Here is a 13,619-nt window from a genome sequence, read left to right as displayed (position 1 = left end):
TACACCCCCACTTTGGTCGGCAGGGTCTTTTGTTTATAAGAGACTGGTGGTTAACCCCCCCTGTGGGGGGGGTGGTGGCCGCTCCCCCCCTTAGCGCGCCCACCACCGCCCGCGTAGCCCGGAGAAGTGAGTTTGGTCAGGGATCTTCGTTTAGGATCCCTGACTGAGCTATCAGGTAACCGAGTTGGGCGCGGCTGCTGCTGCCGAGAGTGGAGGAGAGCTTGGCGACATGCGCACGGCAGGTGCGGACGTTCATGCCGAGCCGACGGGCGATGGCTTCGTCGACATACCCCTCGATCAACAGGGTGGCTATGGCCCGTTGGACACCCGTGATCCCGTCGGGCGCCGGGTCGTATGGTGCTGCTTCGTTCAAGGGAGCAGCCCGGCGCCAGAGTTGCTCGAAGACCTTCGCCAGGTACGCGACCAGGCCTGGGTGCCGTAGTTCGAGGGCGACGCGGCGGTCGTCCCTGGCCGGAATGAACGCTACGGTCTCATCGCAGATGATGAGGCGTTCGATGAGCTCTTCGAGTGTGCGTATCTGTAGTTTGGCGCCGGCCATCAGTTCCACATAGGCGAAAGTGCGCTGGCTGTGCCTGACTGTGTGCTGGTAGAGGGTGCGGACGCTGATGCCGCGATCTATCAGGGGCTTGCTGCGGGTCAGGGCTTCGCTGAGGACGTCCTCACTGCGTCCGCCGCCCGGCTGGATGGTCAATACCTCCTTGCGACTCTCGGCAATGGCCAAATCTAGTGCCCCGTTGATCCGGTCGATGCCTTCCAGCACAGTGATCGCGTGCGTGGGTGCCGGGCTCTGAGCGCTTATAGCCATGAACGGTTCGAAGGCGTCGGTCAGTTCCACGGACGTTCGCCTGCGGTCCTGGATCTCGCGTTCCAGCGGATAGAGCCGCTGGGCGAGGGCGGCGGAAGGTGGAACCGGGCGGAGCCACGAGGCGTCATCGGGATCCGGCAGCAGTAGCCGGAGGTCGATGAGGCAGGGCGCGGGCTCCACCTCGGTGCGAGACATGCGCCCGACGCTCAGCGCGCTGGCGTACAGTCGCGCCCCCTCGGTGCACAGGTCCGTGACCGGGTGAGTATGTGTCTGTTTCGTGTTACTTGTATGCAAATCTCCACCCCCCAGGGTCCTGAACATGCAGGAACATGATGCATCGCTCCTGTGGCATTGACGTGCCTGAATGAGCCATCGTCTTGTCGGGCGGGGGAGAGGAAACCATCAAGTGAGGACGAAGCCGACTATGTACAAGCGAATGCTTCGCTCAGTGCTTGTCACTGTTTTTGCCGTTGCGGCACTGCTGCTCGCGGCGAATATCTCTCCCGGGGATGTCGGCTGGGACAGCGTGCAGGCCGGCTCCGACACCAGCGGCCCGGGTTCCGATGTCGGCTGGGACACCGGAGGCCAGGGTTCGGATGTCGGCTGGGACAGCGTTCCGGTGAATCTGGCGGACGCATGACCATCCCGCCGGACGACCGGGTTTTCCGGCGGGAGATGGCCTCGGCCTACCGCTCGGGGTGGCACTTCATCGATCTGCTCACGGCACTTCCCCGCCATGGCGATTCGTTGATGGTCACCCTGCTGGGAGAGCCGATCGTCGTCGTCCTGGAGGACGACGAGGAGGTCCGCGCCTACCGGTGCCTGCGGCGCCCGCGTGGCGCACCGCAGCCCGTCCGGTGCGCCATTCGGTACGGAATGATCTTCGTGAACCTCGATCGGCGTGACCACGAGCTGATCGCCCCCCAAACCATCTCCGCCACCCCCCGCAGTGCCTGAGCGATCCCCCGTCGTTCCATGTCGCTCAGACACTCCCCCACACAGCGGCGCCATCGTGACCTGAACACGATGGCGCCGCTGTGCTGTCCGGGTGCGGACGGCGCGGAGCGGCCGGGGCCGGCCGGGCTCAGGCCGTGCGGACCGGTGCGCCCCGGCCCAGCGCCCGTTCGAGGGCGATCTCGATGACGACCCGGTCCGGGTTGGGCGCAGGAGTGCGCCCGTAGCGTTCCGCGTAACGGCTCACCGCGTCGTCGACCACGTCCTGCTCCGTGCGGACGGTGGCGCGGCCCTCCAGCGTCGCCCAGCGGCCCCGGTCCACCTGGCAGACCGCCACCCGTGCCCCGTCCGGGCCTGCGGCCAGGACGTTGGCGACCTTCCTGCTGCCCTTGTTGGTGATGATGCGGGCGAGCCCGGCTCCGGGGTCGTACGTCACTCCGACCGGCACCACGTGCGGGCTGCCGTCGGGACGGGGGGTGGTCAGGGTGCACACGTGGTACTCGCGCCAGAAGGCGAGGTACTCGGGGCTGGGGTTGCGTACGTCTACGGCCATGGGGAAAGGGTAGGCATCCGCCGCCGCGGGGCCTGGTCCGGTGCGGTGGCGCAGCGGCGGTCCGGGGGGTTCACTCGGGCGGGAGCCCTGTCTCCGGGCCCGGGCTTCCGGCCGCGGGCTCCGGGGTGGGACCGTGCGCCCGCACCTTGAGTGAAATAGACTCAACTTTGTGTACGTTGACGCAGTCAGCGCAGTGGACGGACCAGTCACCGCAAGGAGGAGAGAGCGCACGTGGACGCCGAGCTGACCAACAAGAGCCGGGACGCCATCAACGCGGCCACCAGCAGGGCCGTGAAGGACGGACACCCCGACCTGACCCCTGGGCATCTGCTGCTGGCCCTGCTCGAGGGCGAGGACAACGAGAACATCACCGACCTGTTGGCCGCTGTCGGCGCGGACCAGGCCGCCGTACGCGGTGAGACCGAGCGGCTGCTCGCGTCGCTGCCCAGCGTCACCGGCTCGACCGTCGCGCCGCCGCAGCCCAACCGTGAGCTGCTCGCCGTGATCGCCGACGCCGCGCAGCGGGCGAAGGAGCTCGGCGACGACTATCTGTCCACCGAGCACCTGCTCATCGGCATCGCGGCCGAGGGCGGCCGTGCCGGTGAGATCCTCACCCGGCAGGGCGCCGGTGCGAAGAAGCTGCTGGACGCATTCGAGAAGAGCAGGGGAGGACGCCGGGTGACCACACCCGACCCGGAGGGTCAGTACAAAGCCCTGGAGAAGTACGGCACCGACTTCACGGCGGCCGCGCGCGAGGGCAGGCTCGACCCGGTCATCGGTCGCGACCAGGAGATCCGGCGCGTCGTACAGGTCCTGTCGCGGCGCACGAAGAACAACCCCGTGCTCATCGGCGAGCCCGGCGTCGGCAAGACCGCCGTCGTCGAAGGACTCGCCCAGCGCATCGTCAAGGGCGATGTGCCGGAGAGCCTGCGGAACAAGCGGCTCGTCTCGCTCGACCTGGGAGCCATGGTCGCGGGCGCCAAGTACCGCGGCGAGTTCGAGGAGCGGCTGAAGACCGTCCTCTCCGAGATCAAGCAGAGCGACGGCCAGATCATCACGTTCATCGACGAGCTCCACACCGTCGTCGGCGCGGGCGCCGGCGGGGACTCCGCCATGGACGCGGGCAACATGCTCAAGCCCATGCTGGCCCGCGGTGAGCTGCGGATGGTCGGTGCGACCACGCTCGACGAGTACCGCGAGCGGATCGAGAAGGACCCCGCGCTGGAGCGCCGGTTCCAGCAGGTGCTGGTCGCCGAGCCGTCCGTGGAGGACACCATCGCGATCCTGCGCGGTCTCAAGGGCCGTTACGAGGCGCACCACAAGGTGCAGATCGCCGACTCCGCCCTGGTCGCCGCCGCCACCCTGTCCGACCGCTACATCACCTCCCGCTTCCTCCCCGACAAGGCCATCGACCTGGTCGACGAGGCGGCGTCCCGGCTGCGGATGGAGATCGACTCCTCGCCCGTCGAGATCGACGAGCTGCAACGCGCCGTCGACCGGCTGCACATGGAGGAGCTGGCGCTGAAGAACGAGACCGACCCCGGGTCCGTGCAGCGCCTGGAGAAGCTCCGCCGCGACCTCGCCGACAAGGAGGAGGAGCTGCGTGGCCTCACCGCCCGCTGGGAGAAGGAGAAGCAGGGCCTCAACCGCGTCGGTGAGCTGAAGGAACGCCTCGACGAACTGCGCGGACAGGCCGAACGCGCCCAGCGTGACGGTGACTTCGACACGGCTTCCAAGCTGCTGTACGGGGAGATCCCGGGCCTGGAGCGGGAGCTGGCGGAGGCCGACGAGGCCGAGCAGGAGGCCGCCAAGGACACCATGGTCAAGGACGAGGTGGGTCCGGACGACATCGCCGATGTCGTCGGTGCCTGGACCGGCATCCCGGCCGGGCGGCTGCTGGAGGGCGAGACCCAGAAGCTTCTGCGGATGGAGGAGGAGCTGGGCAGGCGGCTGATCGGCCAGACCGAGGCCGTGCAGGCGGTGTCGGACGCGGTGCGCCGCACCAGGGCCGGCATCGCCGACCCGGACCGGCCCACCGGCTCGTTCCTCTTCCTCGGCCCGACCGGTGTCGGCAAGACCGAGCTGGCGAAGGCACTCGCCGACTTCCTGTTCGACGACGAGCGGGCCATGGTCCGTATCGACATGAGCGAGTACGGGGAGAAGCACAGCGTCGCCCGGCTGGTCGGCGCGCCGCCCGGTTACGTCGGTTACGAGGAGGGCGGTCAGCTCACGGAGGCGGTCCGCCGCCGCCCGTACAGCGTCGTCCTGCTCGACGAGGTGGAGAAGGCCCATCCCGAGGTCTTCGACATCCTGCTCCAGGTCCTCGACGACGGCCGGCTCACCGACGGACAGGGACGGACGGTGGACTTCCGCAACACCATCCTGGTCCTGACGTCGAACCTCGGGAGCCAGTACCTGGTCGATCCGCTGGCCAAGCCGGAGGAGAAGAAGGAGCGGGTGCTGGAGGTCGTACGTGCCTCCTTCAAGCCCGAGTTCCTCAACCGCCTCGACGACGTGGTGGTCTTCTCCGCACTCTCCGGCGACGAACTCGCGCACATCGCGGGGCTCCAGATCGAGCGGCTCGCCAAGCGGATGGCCGACCGGCGTCTCACCCTCGACGTCACCCCGGCCGCGCTGGCCTGGCTGGCGAAGGAGGGCAACGACCCGGCGTACGGGGCGCGGCCGCTGCGCCGGCTGATCCAGACGGCGATCGGCGACCGGCTCGCGAAGGAGATCCTCGCGGGCGAGGTCACGGACGGGGACACCGTGCGGGTGGACACGTTCGGGGACGGCGAGGAGGGCGGTCTGATCGTGGGCGCCGCGCGGTGACGGCCCGCACGGCCCTCGGACGTCGAAGGGGCTGAAGTGTACGAGGGCGGTGTCGCCGTCCTCGTGCACGACGGTCGGATCGGCCGCGACCGCACGGCCCGGAGAGGGGTCGGCGAGCTCGATGTGCGCGCAGGCGCCGGCCCGATCACCGCAGAGCTCCGGATCCTTGTCGAGAACGGTGCCCGGGCAGGCCGATTCCAGCCAGGCGTCAAGGTCCTTCCGTGCGATCCGGAAGCGCACGTCGTACGCCGTGTCCGGCCGGACACGGCACCGTGCACGACCGGTCGCGGGCTCCGGCCGGCAGGGGGCGCCCGCGAACGCCATCGCCTCGTCGCAGGAGGCCTTCGACGCCGTGTGGAAGGGATCGGAGCTCGTCGCGGAGTCGATGACGCGCCACCCGATCCACCCGACGGTGAGCGCGGGCAGCGTCAGAAAACGCCGGCAGCATGCGGAAATTGCTCCGGCGACGCGTGCCGTCCATGGCATTCCCTTCCTCCCGCCCCCGCCGGAGGCTCTCCGTGACGGGCCGGATCGTGTCAGCCGGTAGCTGATTGGACCAGTCGGGGGTTGCCATCCACCGCCTGCCATGGGAGAGGATGGCGCCAACCGTACGAAGGGAAATACACGGTGAGCATCGACCCGTCCTCGATTCCGAATTTCGGGGGCCAGCCCGAACCGCAGGCGGCAGGACCGGAGGGCCCCGTCGTCCCTGACCAGGACCTCGTGAAGCAGCTCCTCGACCAGATGGAACTGAAGTACGTCGTCGACGACGAGGGTGACCTCGCGGCGCCGTGGGAGGACTTCCGCACGTACTTCATGTTCCGCGGCGAGGACGAGCAGCAGGTCTTCTCGGTCCGTACGTTCTACGACCGCCCGCACGCCGCGGACCAGCGCCCGGTCCTTCTCGACGCGATCGACGACTGGAACCGCCGCACCCTGTGGCCCAAGGTCTACACGCACACGCACGAGCCCGAGGAGGGCGGCGCGGAGACCGAGACCTCGGTCCGTCTGATCGGTGAGGCGCAGATGCTCATCGGTACGGGCGTCAGCCTGGAGCACTTCGTCTCGTCGACGGTCAGCTGGGTGCGGGCCTCGATCGAGTTCGACAAGTGGCTGCGGGAGCGTCTGGGCCTGGAGCCGGCCGACAAGGAGTCGGACGGCGAGGGCGACGCGGCACCGGGCGCCTGATCCCCGGCAGCTGAACGCGGCACGGCTGCAAGGCGCGTCCACGTGCGCCGCGCGGCCGAGCGAGGGCCCGGCCGGGACGACGGTCATCACGACCGCCGTCCCGGGCCGGGCCTCTGCCGTCGCGGGCGGTCGCACGGAAGCGGCACGGCCCGCCGGGCGAACCGGCGAGCCGTCACGGGAGTTCGGAGCCCCCGGAGCCGGGAGCGGCACGGCACCGGGCCTACGGGCAGCGGATGACCAGACCGGCGTAGGACAGACCGCCGCCGAAGCCGAAGAGCAGGACGGGTGAGCCGCTCTTGACCTCGCCCCGTTCGATCAGCTTGGACAGCGCGAGCGGGATGCTCGCGGCAGAGGTGTTGCCCGACTCCACCACGTCGCGGGCGACGACGGCGTTCACGGCGCCGATCTTGCGGGCGAGGGGCTCGATGATCCGCAGGTTGGCCTGGTGCAGCACCACGGCGCCCAGGTCCTCCGGTGTGATGCCTGCCTTGTTGCAGGCCTGTACCGCCAGCTGGGGCAGCGCGGTCGTCGCCCAGCGGTAGACCGCCTGGCCCTCCTGGGCGAAGGTGAGCGACGGCGCCTCGATGCGCACGGTGTGCCCCATGGTGGGCACCGAGCCCCAGGTCACGGGACTGATCTCCGGCTCGTCTGAGGCCACCACCACGGCCGCCCCGGCTCCGTCACCGACCAGCACGCACGTACTGCGGTCGTTCCAGTCGGCGAAGTCGCTCAGTTTCTCCACGCCGATGACCAGCGCCTTGGTGGCGGACCCTCCCCGGATGCACTGGTCCGCGAGCGCCAGTGCGTGGGGGAACCCGGAGCAGGCCGTGTTGACGTCGATGGCGGCCGGCGAGCCGGCGCCCACCGCCGCGGCGACGCGGGCCGCCATGTTCGGCGAGCGGTCGACCGCGGTGCAGGTGGCGACCACGACCTGATCGATTTCCGCGCCGGTGAGCCCGGCCAGGGCCAATGCGTTCTCCGCCGCCTTCGCGGCCATGTCCTGCACCGACTCACTCTCGGTGGCGAGATGCCTGGTCTTGATTCCTACCCGGCTCTGGATCCACTCATCGCTCGTATCGACCATGAGCGCCAGATCGTCGTTCGTCACCACCTTTAATGGCTGGTGGTGGCCGAAGGAAAGTACGCGGGACCCAGTCAACGGGAAATCTCCTAGACATGATGGCGCGAGGTTTCAGAGACGGACGGACGAGCCCACGGGGCACTCCTGGAGCGACTTGAGCCGTCCGCCCTCCCCCATTATGCAGGGGGCTGCCCTTTCCAGAGACGGCGCATGGGCGAGAACCGCATGCTGCAGGCTTCTCAACTGAGGCGTCGGCTCGACCCCGAGATCGTCCATCAGAATGGACCGAATATGGTCGTATGCCGCCAGGGCGTCCGCGGCCCGGCCGCTCCGGTAGAGCGCCACCATCAGATACCCGTAAAGACTCTCTCGCGTCGAGTATTCATCGATGAGGCTGTGTATCTCTTCGATGATGGTCTTGTGGTTGCCGATTTCCAGTTCTAATTCGATGCGCTGTTCGCAGGCATGGGCGCGCCGCTCGTCCAGCCGCCGGCCCAGCGTTTCGAATACGGGGAGTTCTCGCAGATCGTCGAGTGCGCGGCCCTGCCACAGGGAAATCGCGTCGGCCAGGTGCTCGGCCGCCTCGACCGTTTCTCCGACAGCGTGTGCCTCCCGGGACTTCGTGACTCTGCTTTCGAACTCCGCCAGATCCAGTGAGTAACCGCACAGATTCAGCCGGTAACCAGGAGGCTGCGTCACGATGAGGGATGCGCCGTCGAGACCGATGCCCGCCAGGTGCTTGCGCAGCTTCGAGACGTAGACGTGCAGCGCGGTGGAGGCTGTTCGAGGCGGCTCGGCCGGCCACAGGGCCTCGATGAGCCTGCCGGCGTGAACAGTCTGCCCTTTGCTGACGCACAGGTAGCCGAGGACGGCCCGGAGCTTCTTCGCCTTCGGGGCGGCTTGGCTGCTTTCTGCGGTTTCTATGGCCACAGGGCCCAGTACTCGAAAATCCATTGACTCCCCCTGTCAATTGGACAGCGAACAGGAGGGCTGGCTTCCCGCGTATCGGTTGCTCAGCACTCCCGGTACATTTGCAGTTGCCTGCGGCGCAACTCCCCCCCGGAGTTGTCCTCTCGGGAAGGATCGATTAGATGCCGATCCGAGTCAAGCGGGATTCAGGACACGGGAAACGCGTGCGCATACCACTTTTTCCGCCGTCGCGGGCGTGCGTTAAGCGATAGAAACAGGACGTATGCAGCCCGGCCGGGAGCGGCCCGGTGCCGTGCGGGATGATCCGCACTTCCTGTGTGCGTGGCCGGAACCCGCGCGCGGAGGTGTGGGCCGGCTCAGGCCCCTTCGCCCCGGGCGTCCACCCCGGGCGACCGCCCCCGGCCGGGCGATAACAGCCTTGATATGGCTTTTCATGCGTTCTGCGAACTGATTAACAAGAATTAAGCCGGATTTTAGCCTGCTCCTGTAGCGTCCTCCCAATCGTGCGCCGAATGAATATCGGCGGAGCGGAATTCTTATTCTTGTCCGCTGTTGATTCCGACGGGGGTGTGGGGGCTCGTGATTGTTCGCAGGGTTTTGCGGGCCATCTGTTCCGTGCTGATGCGGGTAATATTCCGGCCGAGTGTGTCCGGCCGTGACCGCATTCCGGGCGATGGGCCTTTCATCATCGCGGCGAATCATCTTTCTTTCTGCGATCACATATTCATCCAGCTGGCGACCCGGCGTCCGATCTATTTCATCGGAAAGGCCGAGAGGCTGACCGGAAAAGGGTTCCGCGGCTATGTGAACCGCACGTTCTTCACCGCGATCGGCATCATCCCGGTCGTTCGCGACGGAGGGCCGGGCGGGGTCGCGGCGCTCGACACGGCGCAGGGCGTGCTGGAGCGCGGTGACGGTTTCGGCATCCATCCCGAGGGGACGCGCTCCCCGGACGGGCAGGTCTACAAGGGGCGTACGGGAGTGGGCTGGCTGGCGATGGCGACGGCCGCACCGGTCATCCCGTGCGGTCTGGCCGGCACCGAACGGGTGCAGCCGGCAGGCAAGTTGATGCTGCGGCCGCGCAGTTTCCGGATGCATTTCGGCGACCCCATGCGCTTTCCGGACCATGCGGGAATGCAGGGCAGCGCCAAGGCGCGCCGAGAGGTCACCGACGCGGTCATGAGCGAGATCCAGCGGCTCTCCGGCCTCGACTACGTGCCCCGGTACGCCACCAGCGTCAAGACGTGACCGATCTCTGTTCCGCCGGCCGCCCGACCCCCTTCGCTCAGGGAGACGTATGTTCCACCAGATTCAGGAACGGCTGCACGACCCGGTAGTTTTCGCGCTTCCTGCCATCGCCCTGGTCATAGCGGTCGAGCTGCTGGCGCTGCGCTTCGGTGCGGACGACGACGGAGTGAAGCGGTACGACCCGCGTGACCACCGGGCGAGCATCCTCACCGGTCTGGGCGCCCTGGTCGTCACCACGGTGCTCAAGGCCGGGTCGCTGGCCCTGTACGCGTACATCTACGCGTACGTGTCGCCGTGGCACCTCCCGGCGAACACCTGGCTCACCTGGCTCCTCGTCTTCGTCGGCGTCGACCTGACCATCTACGGCTACCACCGGATGGCGCACCGGGTACGGGTCATGTGGGCCGGCCATCAGGTGCACCACTCCAGTGAGTACCTCAATGTGTCCACCGCCCTGCGGCGCAAGTGGGCCCAGTGGTTCGAGAAGCTCATCTGGATCCCCATGGTGGTACTGGGGATCCCGCCGGTCATGATCTTCACGATGCAGTCCCTGCACCTCATCTACGGCCTGTGGGTGCACACCGAGAAGATCGGGAAGCTGCCGGCGCCCGTCGAGTTCGTGCTGGTGACGCCCTCGCACCACCGTGTGCACCACGGCAGCGACCCGGAGTACCTGGACAAGAACTACGGCAGCATCCTGATCGTCTGGGATCGCCTCCTCGGCACCTTCCAGCCGGAGACCAGGCGCCCGACCTACGGCCTCACGAAGCGGATCGACAGCTTCAGCATGAAGACCATCCAACTGCACGAGTTCGCGGAGATGTTCCGTGACATCCGCGGCGCCAACGGGTGGCGCGACCGTCTGGGGTACGTCTTCGGCCCGCCCGGCTGGCAGCCGGGCACGGACCGGCCGACGCCGGCCGAGCCGACCACCGCCGTGCCGCAGGCGAACTGAGAGGAGCATCCGGATGACGAGTTGTCCCGCAGTCCGCTGCGGACGCGCCCTGGTGGTCGTCGAGGGCCCGGGCCGGTTGCTGACCCGCCGGACCGGACCGGCCGGCTGGACCGTCGACGGCGTCTGGCCGTCCGCGGAGGAGGCCGTCGAGGTGGCCGGCCGCATCGCAGGCGGCGAGCCGCTGCTCGTCGTCCTGGGACGCGATGCGGTCCAGGTGCCCTTCTTCGCCGAGGAGTTGGACGGGATCCCGCAGGGCGTCCGCGCCGAGCGGTCCCCGGACGGCCTGACCGACCTTCATGTGGAGGCGCTCGACTGGCTTCCCGTCCACCTGCGCAAACGCGGCGAACGGTTCCTCGCCGGAGCCCGGCGGACCATCGCGCGGACGCCGAAGGTGCTGCTCCCGCCGGTGCTGATGGACGAGGGCGACAGCGCCCACCCGCATGTGCGGTTCGCGCTGCCCACGCGGGCCGTGGCACTGACGGAGCCGGACCTCGAACGGATCGTGGCACACATCTTCGCGGACAGGCAGCCGGCGACGTGCCCGCAGCCGGCCGGACTCAGCGGAAGGGCACTGTGAACACCGACTCACGGCTGGACGGCCGGGTCATCGCACTGACCGGGGCCGGCAGAGGGCTCGGGCTGCAGATCACCCAGGCCCTGCTGGACAGCGGGGCCACCGTGGTGGCCAACCACCGATCGGAGTCCCCGGCCCTGCTGGAGCTCGCCGAGAAGTTCGGCGACAGCCTCCGGCTGTGCCAGGGCGACGTCGCCGAGGAGGACACCGCCCAGCGGCTGACAGCGATGGCGCGCCGGTGCGGACGGCTGGACGTGCTGGTGCACAACGCGGGCATCTCCCGGGACAAACCCCTGGTGCTCATGAGCCCGGACGACTGGGACGAAGTGATGCGCGTGAACCTGCGCAGCGCGTTCCTGACCACCAAGCAGGCGGTGCGGGTGATGATGCGCCAGCGCTACGGACGCATCATCTACATCTCATCGGTCGCCGCCGTCCTCGGCAACGCGGGCCAGGCCAACTACGCGGCCAGCAAGGCGGGTCTGCACGGGCTCGCCCGGACGGTCGCCCAGGAGTACGCCGGTTACGGAATCCGCAGTGTGGTCCTCGCGCCCGGCCTGCTCGACACCGGCCTCGGTGCCGCGCTGCCCGACGGCATCCGCACGGCGAAGGCCGAGAGGTCGCTGCTCGGCCAGGGCAGCGGACCGGGAGTGGCGGAGACGGTCGCGTTCCTCGCCGGTCCCGCCGCGGATTTCATCAATGCCGAAGTCATCCGTATGGACGGCGGAATCGCCAGCTAGCCCGGAGCGGCCGGTGGGCGGGCAGCGGACCATGCGGACAGGGGAGCCATGATCGAAGAGGTACTGGACCGTCGAGGCGGTCCGCGGGAGCGCACCGGACGTGCCTGGCTCACCCTGCTGGCCCTGTCGCTCGGCGCGATGATGGTCTCCCTCGACGGAACGATCGTCACGGTCGCCCAGCCGGCCATGCAGGCGGACCTGCGGACGTCGCTGACGGGCGTCCAGTGGGTGGTCAACGGCTATCTGCTGGCGGTGTCCGCCCTGTTGATCACCGCCGGGAAGCTCGGCGACCGGTACGGGCACCGCAAGGTGTTCCTGACCGGCGCCGCGGGGTTCACCGCCGCGTCGGTGGCCATCGGGTTCTGCGGGCAGATCGGCTGGGTCATCGGACTGCGGGTGCTGCAGGGGGTGTTCGGCGCCCTGATGCAGCCGGCCACCCTCGGGTTGCTGCGCCACACCTTTCCCGCGGACCGGCTCAACGGCCCGATCGCCGTGCGCAGTGCGGTGATCGCGGCGGCCACCGCGGCCGGCCCCGTCGTGGGCGGGGTGCTGGTCGACCATGCCGGCTGGCGCTGGGTCTTCTTCCTCAACGTGCCCCTCGGCGCCGCGGTGCTCGTCCTGGGTTCCGTGGTGTTGGGAGAGACCCGTGGGGGGAGTGCGGCGGTACGGCTCGATCTCTCCGGCATGGTGCTCCTGGCCGGCACGCTGTGCCTCTTCATCGGTGGTCTCGGCACGGCCGCCGACCACGGCCGGCCCGATGTCCGGACGGCGGTCCTGCTGGTGGTGGCGGTCCTGCTCGGAGCCGTCTTCGTCCGGCGGCAACGGACGGCGGACGACCCGCTGGTACCGCCGGGCATGTTCCGGTCGGCGCGGTTCACGGCCGGTGTGCTGAGCATGACCGCCATGTCGTTCGTGATGTTCGGGGCCCCGTTCGTCCTCGTCTTCTACCTGCAGAACATCCTGGGCCTTACTCCGACCGACTCGGGTGTACGGGTGCTGGCGCTGACCGGACTCATGATCGTGGGCGCTCCGGTCGCGGCGGTCTGGATCGGCAGGTCGGGTCCGTGGCTGCCGGTGGCCTCGGGGCTCGCCGTCACCGCCACGGCGATGTGCGCGCTCTCCCAGCTCGACGCCCAGTCGGGTCCGGTGCGGACGACCGCCTGTTTCTTCCTGCTGGGACTCGGATTCAGTCCCGTCATGGTCGGTGCCACCAAACTCGTACTCAGCGGCGCCCCGACGGAACTCTCCGGCGTGGCGGGCGGCATGCAGCAGACGGCCATGCAGGTGGGCGGCAGCCTCGGCATCGCCGCGGTCGGCGTGGTGGTGGCGACGTACACCGCGACAACGATGCCGGGCCGGCTGGCGGCCGCGGGCATCGCCCTCGGGCCGGACCGGACCGCGGAAGCGGGCCGGGGCGCCGCGGTGGGCCTCGCCCCCGACGGAATCGGAGCCGCCGCGACCCGTGTCGTCCGGTCGGTCTTCCTGGAGGGCATGGAGTACGCCCTGCTGGCCGCCGCCGCGGTGGCGGTTCTGGGCGCGCTGGCCGTGCTTCTCGGCCGCCGGGCAGAGAGGCAGCAGACGTGAAGGCCCCCCGCCGTCCGGCCCCGCCCGGACGGTGCCGCACCCGGGACCGGCCGGGCGGCGACTGACCGCCACCGCCGGCACCGCCTCAGCCGGACCGCCCGGCCGGACCGGCCCGGCGACGCGCAGTCCCCCGGGACGCATACCGCCCATTCAGCGA

Annotated in this window: 13 protein-coding genes; 9 read left to right on the top strand and 4 right to left on the bottom strand. The window is 68.9% G+C overall.

Annotation, left to right across the window (positions count from 1 at the left end; all coding sequences use genetic code 11):
• Nucleotides 1-136 precede the first annotated feature (136 nt).
• Entirely contained in the window at nucleotides 137-1,147 is a 1,011-nt protein-coding gene (locus ACFVXE_RS27105; RefSeq protein WP_389674930.1) for a helix-turn-helix transcriptional regulator, read from the bottom strand.
• A gap of 103 nt (nucleotides 1,148-1,250) precedes the next feature.
• Here ACFVXE_RS27105 and ACFVXE_RS27100 point away from each other — a divergent pair, with 103 nt between their 5' ends.
• Both ACFVXE_RS27100 and ACFVXE_RS27095 read left to right on the top strand, forming a co-directional pair.
• Nucleotides 1,251-1,466, top strand: coding sequence for a hypothetical protein (locus tag ACFVXE_RS27100; protein ID WP_389674928.1), 216 nt, complete (start codon nucleotides 1,251-1,253; stop codon nucleotides 1,464-1,466).
• Complete coding sequence (locus ACFVXE_RS27095; RefSeq protein ID WP_389674927.1) at nucleotides 1,463-1,783, top strand: (2Fe-2S)-binding protein; 321 nt, start codon at nucleotides 1,463-1,465, stop codon at nucleotides 1,781-1,783. The genes ACFVXE_RS27100 and ACFVXE_RS27095 overlap by 4 nt, the downstream gene beginning before the upstream one ends.
• A gap of 127 nt (nucleotides 1,784-1,910) precedes the next feature.
• Here the strand turns inward: ACFVXE_RS27095 and ACFVXE_RS27090 are convergent, their stop codons facing one another.
• Nucleotides 1,911-2,333 carry a pyridoxamine 5'-phosphate oxidase family protein gene (locus ACFVXE_RS27090; RefSeq protein WP_389674926.1) on the bottom strand — a complete coding sequence of 141 codons (423 nt, stop codon included), beginning with the start codon at nucleotides 2,331-2,333 and terminating at the stop codon, nucleotides 1,911-1,913.
• Between the two features lie 231 nt (nucleotides 2,334-2,564).
• On the opposite strand from ACFVXE_RS27090, the gene clpB reads away from it, so the two are divergent.
• Both clpB and ACFVXE_RS27080 read left to right on the top strand, forming a co-directional pair.
• Complete coding sequence (gene clpB / locus ACFVXE_RS27085; protein WP_389674925.1) at nucleotides 2,565-5,162, top strand: ATP-dependent chaperone ClpB; 2,598 nt, start codon at nucleotides 2,565-2,567, stop codon at nucleotides 5,160-5,162.
• A 627-nt stretch (nucleotides 5,163-5,789) separates the two neighbouring features.
• Nucleotides 5,790-6,350, top strand: coding sequence for a YbjN domain-containing protein (locus ACFVXE_RS27080; protein ID WP_389674923.1), 561 nt, complete (start codon nucleotides 5,790-5,792; stop codon nucleotides 6,348-6,350).
• Between the two features lie 220 nt (nucleotides 6,351-6,570).
• Here ACFVXE_RS27080 and ACFVXE_RS27075 read toward each other — a convergent pair whose 3' ends face one another.
• Both ACFVXE_RS27075 and ACFVXE_RS27070 read right to left on the bottom strand, forming a co-directional pair.
• On the bottom strand, nucleotides 6,571-7,509 hold the full coding sequence (locus tag ACFVXE_RS27075) for a beta-ketoacyl-ACP synthase III (RefSeq protein ID WP_389674922.1): 939 nt from the start codon (nucleotides 7,507-7,509) through the stop codon (nucleotides 6,571-6,573).
• Nucleotides 7,510-7,542: 33 nt separating this feature from the next.
• Nucleotides 7,543-8,361, bottom strand: coding sequence for a BTAD domain-containing putative transcriptional regulator (locus ACFVXE_RS27070; protein ID WP_389674920.1), 819 nt, complete (start codon nucleotides 8,359-8,361; stop codon nucleotides 7,543-7,545).
• Nucleotides 8,362-8,982: 621 nt separating this feature from the next.
• Here ACFVXE_RS27070 and ACFVXE_RS27065 point away from each other — a divergent pair.
• Genes ACFVXE_RS27065 through ACFVXE_RS27045 form a run of 5 tightly spaced genes read left to right on the top strand, consistent with a single transcriptional unit; the run spans nucleotide 8,983 to nucleotide 13,462 of the window.
• Nucleotides 8,983-9,609, top strand: a complete 627-nt coding sequence (locus ACFVXE_RS27065; RefSeq protein ID WP_389674932.1) for a lysophospholipid acyltransferase family protein — start codon at nucleotides 8,983-8,985, stop codon at nucleotides 9,607-9,609.
• 49 nt (nucleotides 9,610-9,658) lie between these two features.
• The gene (locus ACFVXE_RS27060) at nucleotides 9,659-10,564 is read left to right on the top strand and encodes a sterol desaturase family protein (RefSeq protein WP_389674918.1); all 906 of its coding nucleotides are present in this window, start codon (nucleotides 9,659-9,661) and stop codon (nucleotides 10,562-10,564) included.
• A gap of 13 nt (nucleotides 10,565-10,577) precedes the next feature.
• The gene (locus ACFVXE_RS27055) at nucleotides 10,578-11,141 is read left to right on the top strand and encodes a hypothetical protein (RefSeq protein ID WP_389674917.1); all 564 of its coding nucleotides are present in this window, start codon (nucleotides 10,578-10,580) and stop codon (nucleotides 11,139-11,141) included.
• The gene (locus tag ACFVXE_RS27050) at nucleotides 11,138-11,878 is read left to right on the top strand and encodes an SDR family oxidoreductase (RefSeq protein WP_389674915.1); all 741 of its coding nucleotides are present in this window, start codon (nucleotides 11,138-11,140) and stop codon (nucleotides 11,876-11,878) included. The genes ACFVXE_RS27055 and ACFVXE_RS27050 overlap by 4 nt, the downstream gene beginning before the upstream one ends.
• A gap of 48 nt (nucleotides 11,879-11,926) precedes the next feature.
• A complete protein-coding gene (locus tag ACFVXE_RS27045) occupies nucleotides 11,927-13,462 on the top strand; it encodes an MFS transporter (protein ID WP_389674914.1) in 1,536 nt (511 codons plus the stop codon).
• Nucleotides 13,463-13,619 lie beyond the last annotated feature (157 nt).

Source organism: Streptomyces sp. NPDC058231 (assembly GCF_042882275.1).
Classification (GTDB): Bacteria; Actinomycetota; Actinomycetes; order Streptomycetales; family Streptomycetaceae; genus Streptomyces.
This window is presented reverse-complemented; position numbering and strand designations above follow the sequence as displayed.

Excerpts from the sequence above, each read along its gene's own strand:
- ACFVXE_RS27105 (WP_389674930.1), bottom strand. The coding sequence starts at position 1,147 with ATGTTCAGGACCCTGGGGGGTGGAGATTTGCATACAAGTAACACGAAA.
- ACFVXE_RS27100 (WP_389674928.1), top strand. The coding sequence starts at position 1,251 with ATGTACAAGCGAATGCTTCGCTCAGTGCTTGTCACTGTTTTTGCCGTT.
- ACFVXE_RS27095 (WP_389674927.1), top strand. The coding sequence starts at position 1,463 with ATGACCATCCCGCCGGACGACCGGGTTTTCCGGCGGGAGATGGCCTCG.
- ACFVXE_RS27090 (WP_389674926.1), bottom strand. The coding sequence starts at position 2,333 with ATGGCCGTAGACGTACGCAACCCCAGCCCCGAGTACCTCGCCTTCTGG.
- ACFVXE_RS27065 (WP_389674932.1), top strand. The coding sequence starts at position 8,983 with ATGCGGGTAATATTCCGGCCGAGTGTGTCCGGCCGTGACCGCATTCCG.
- ACFVXE_RS27060 (WP_389674918.1), top strand. The coding sequence starts at position 9,659 with ATGTTCCACCAGATTCAGGAACGGCTGCACGACCCGGTAGTTTTCGCG.
- ACFVXE_RS27055 (WP_389674917.1), top strand. The coding sequence starts at position 10,578 with ATGACGAGTTGTCCCGCAGTCCGCTGCGGACGCGCCCTGGTGGTCGTC.
- ACFVXE_RS27045 (WP_389674914.1), top strand. The coding sequence starts at position 11,927 with ATGATCGAAGAGGTACTGGACCGTCGAGGCGGTCCGCGGGAGCGCACC.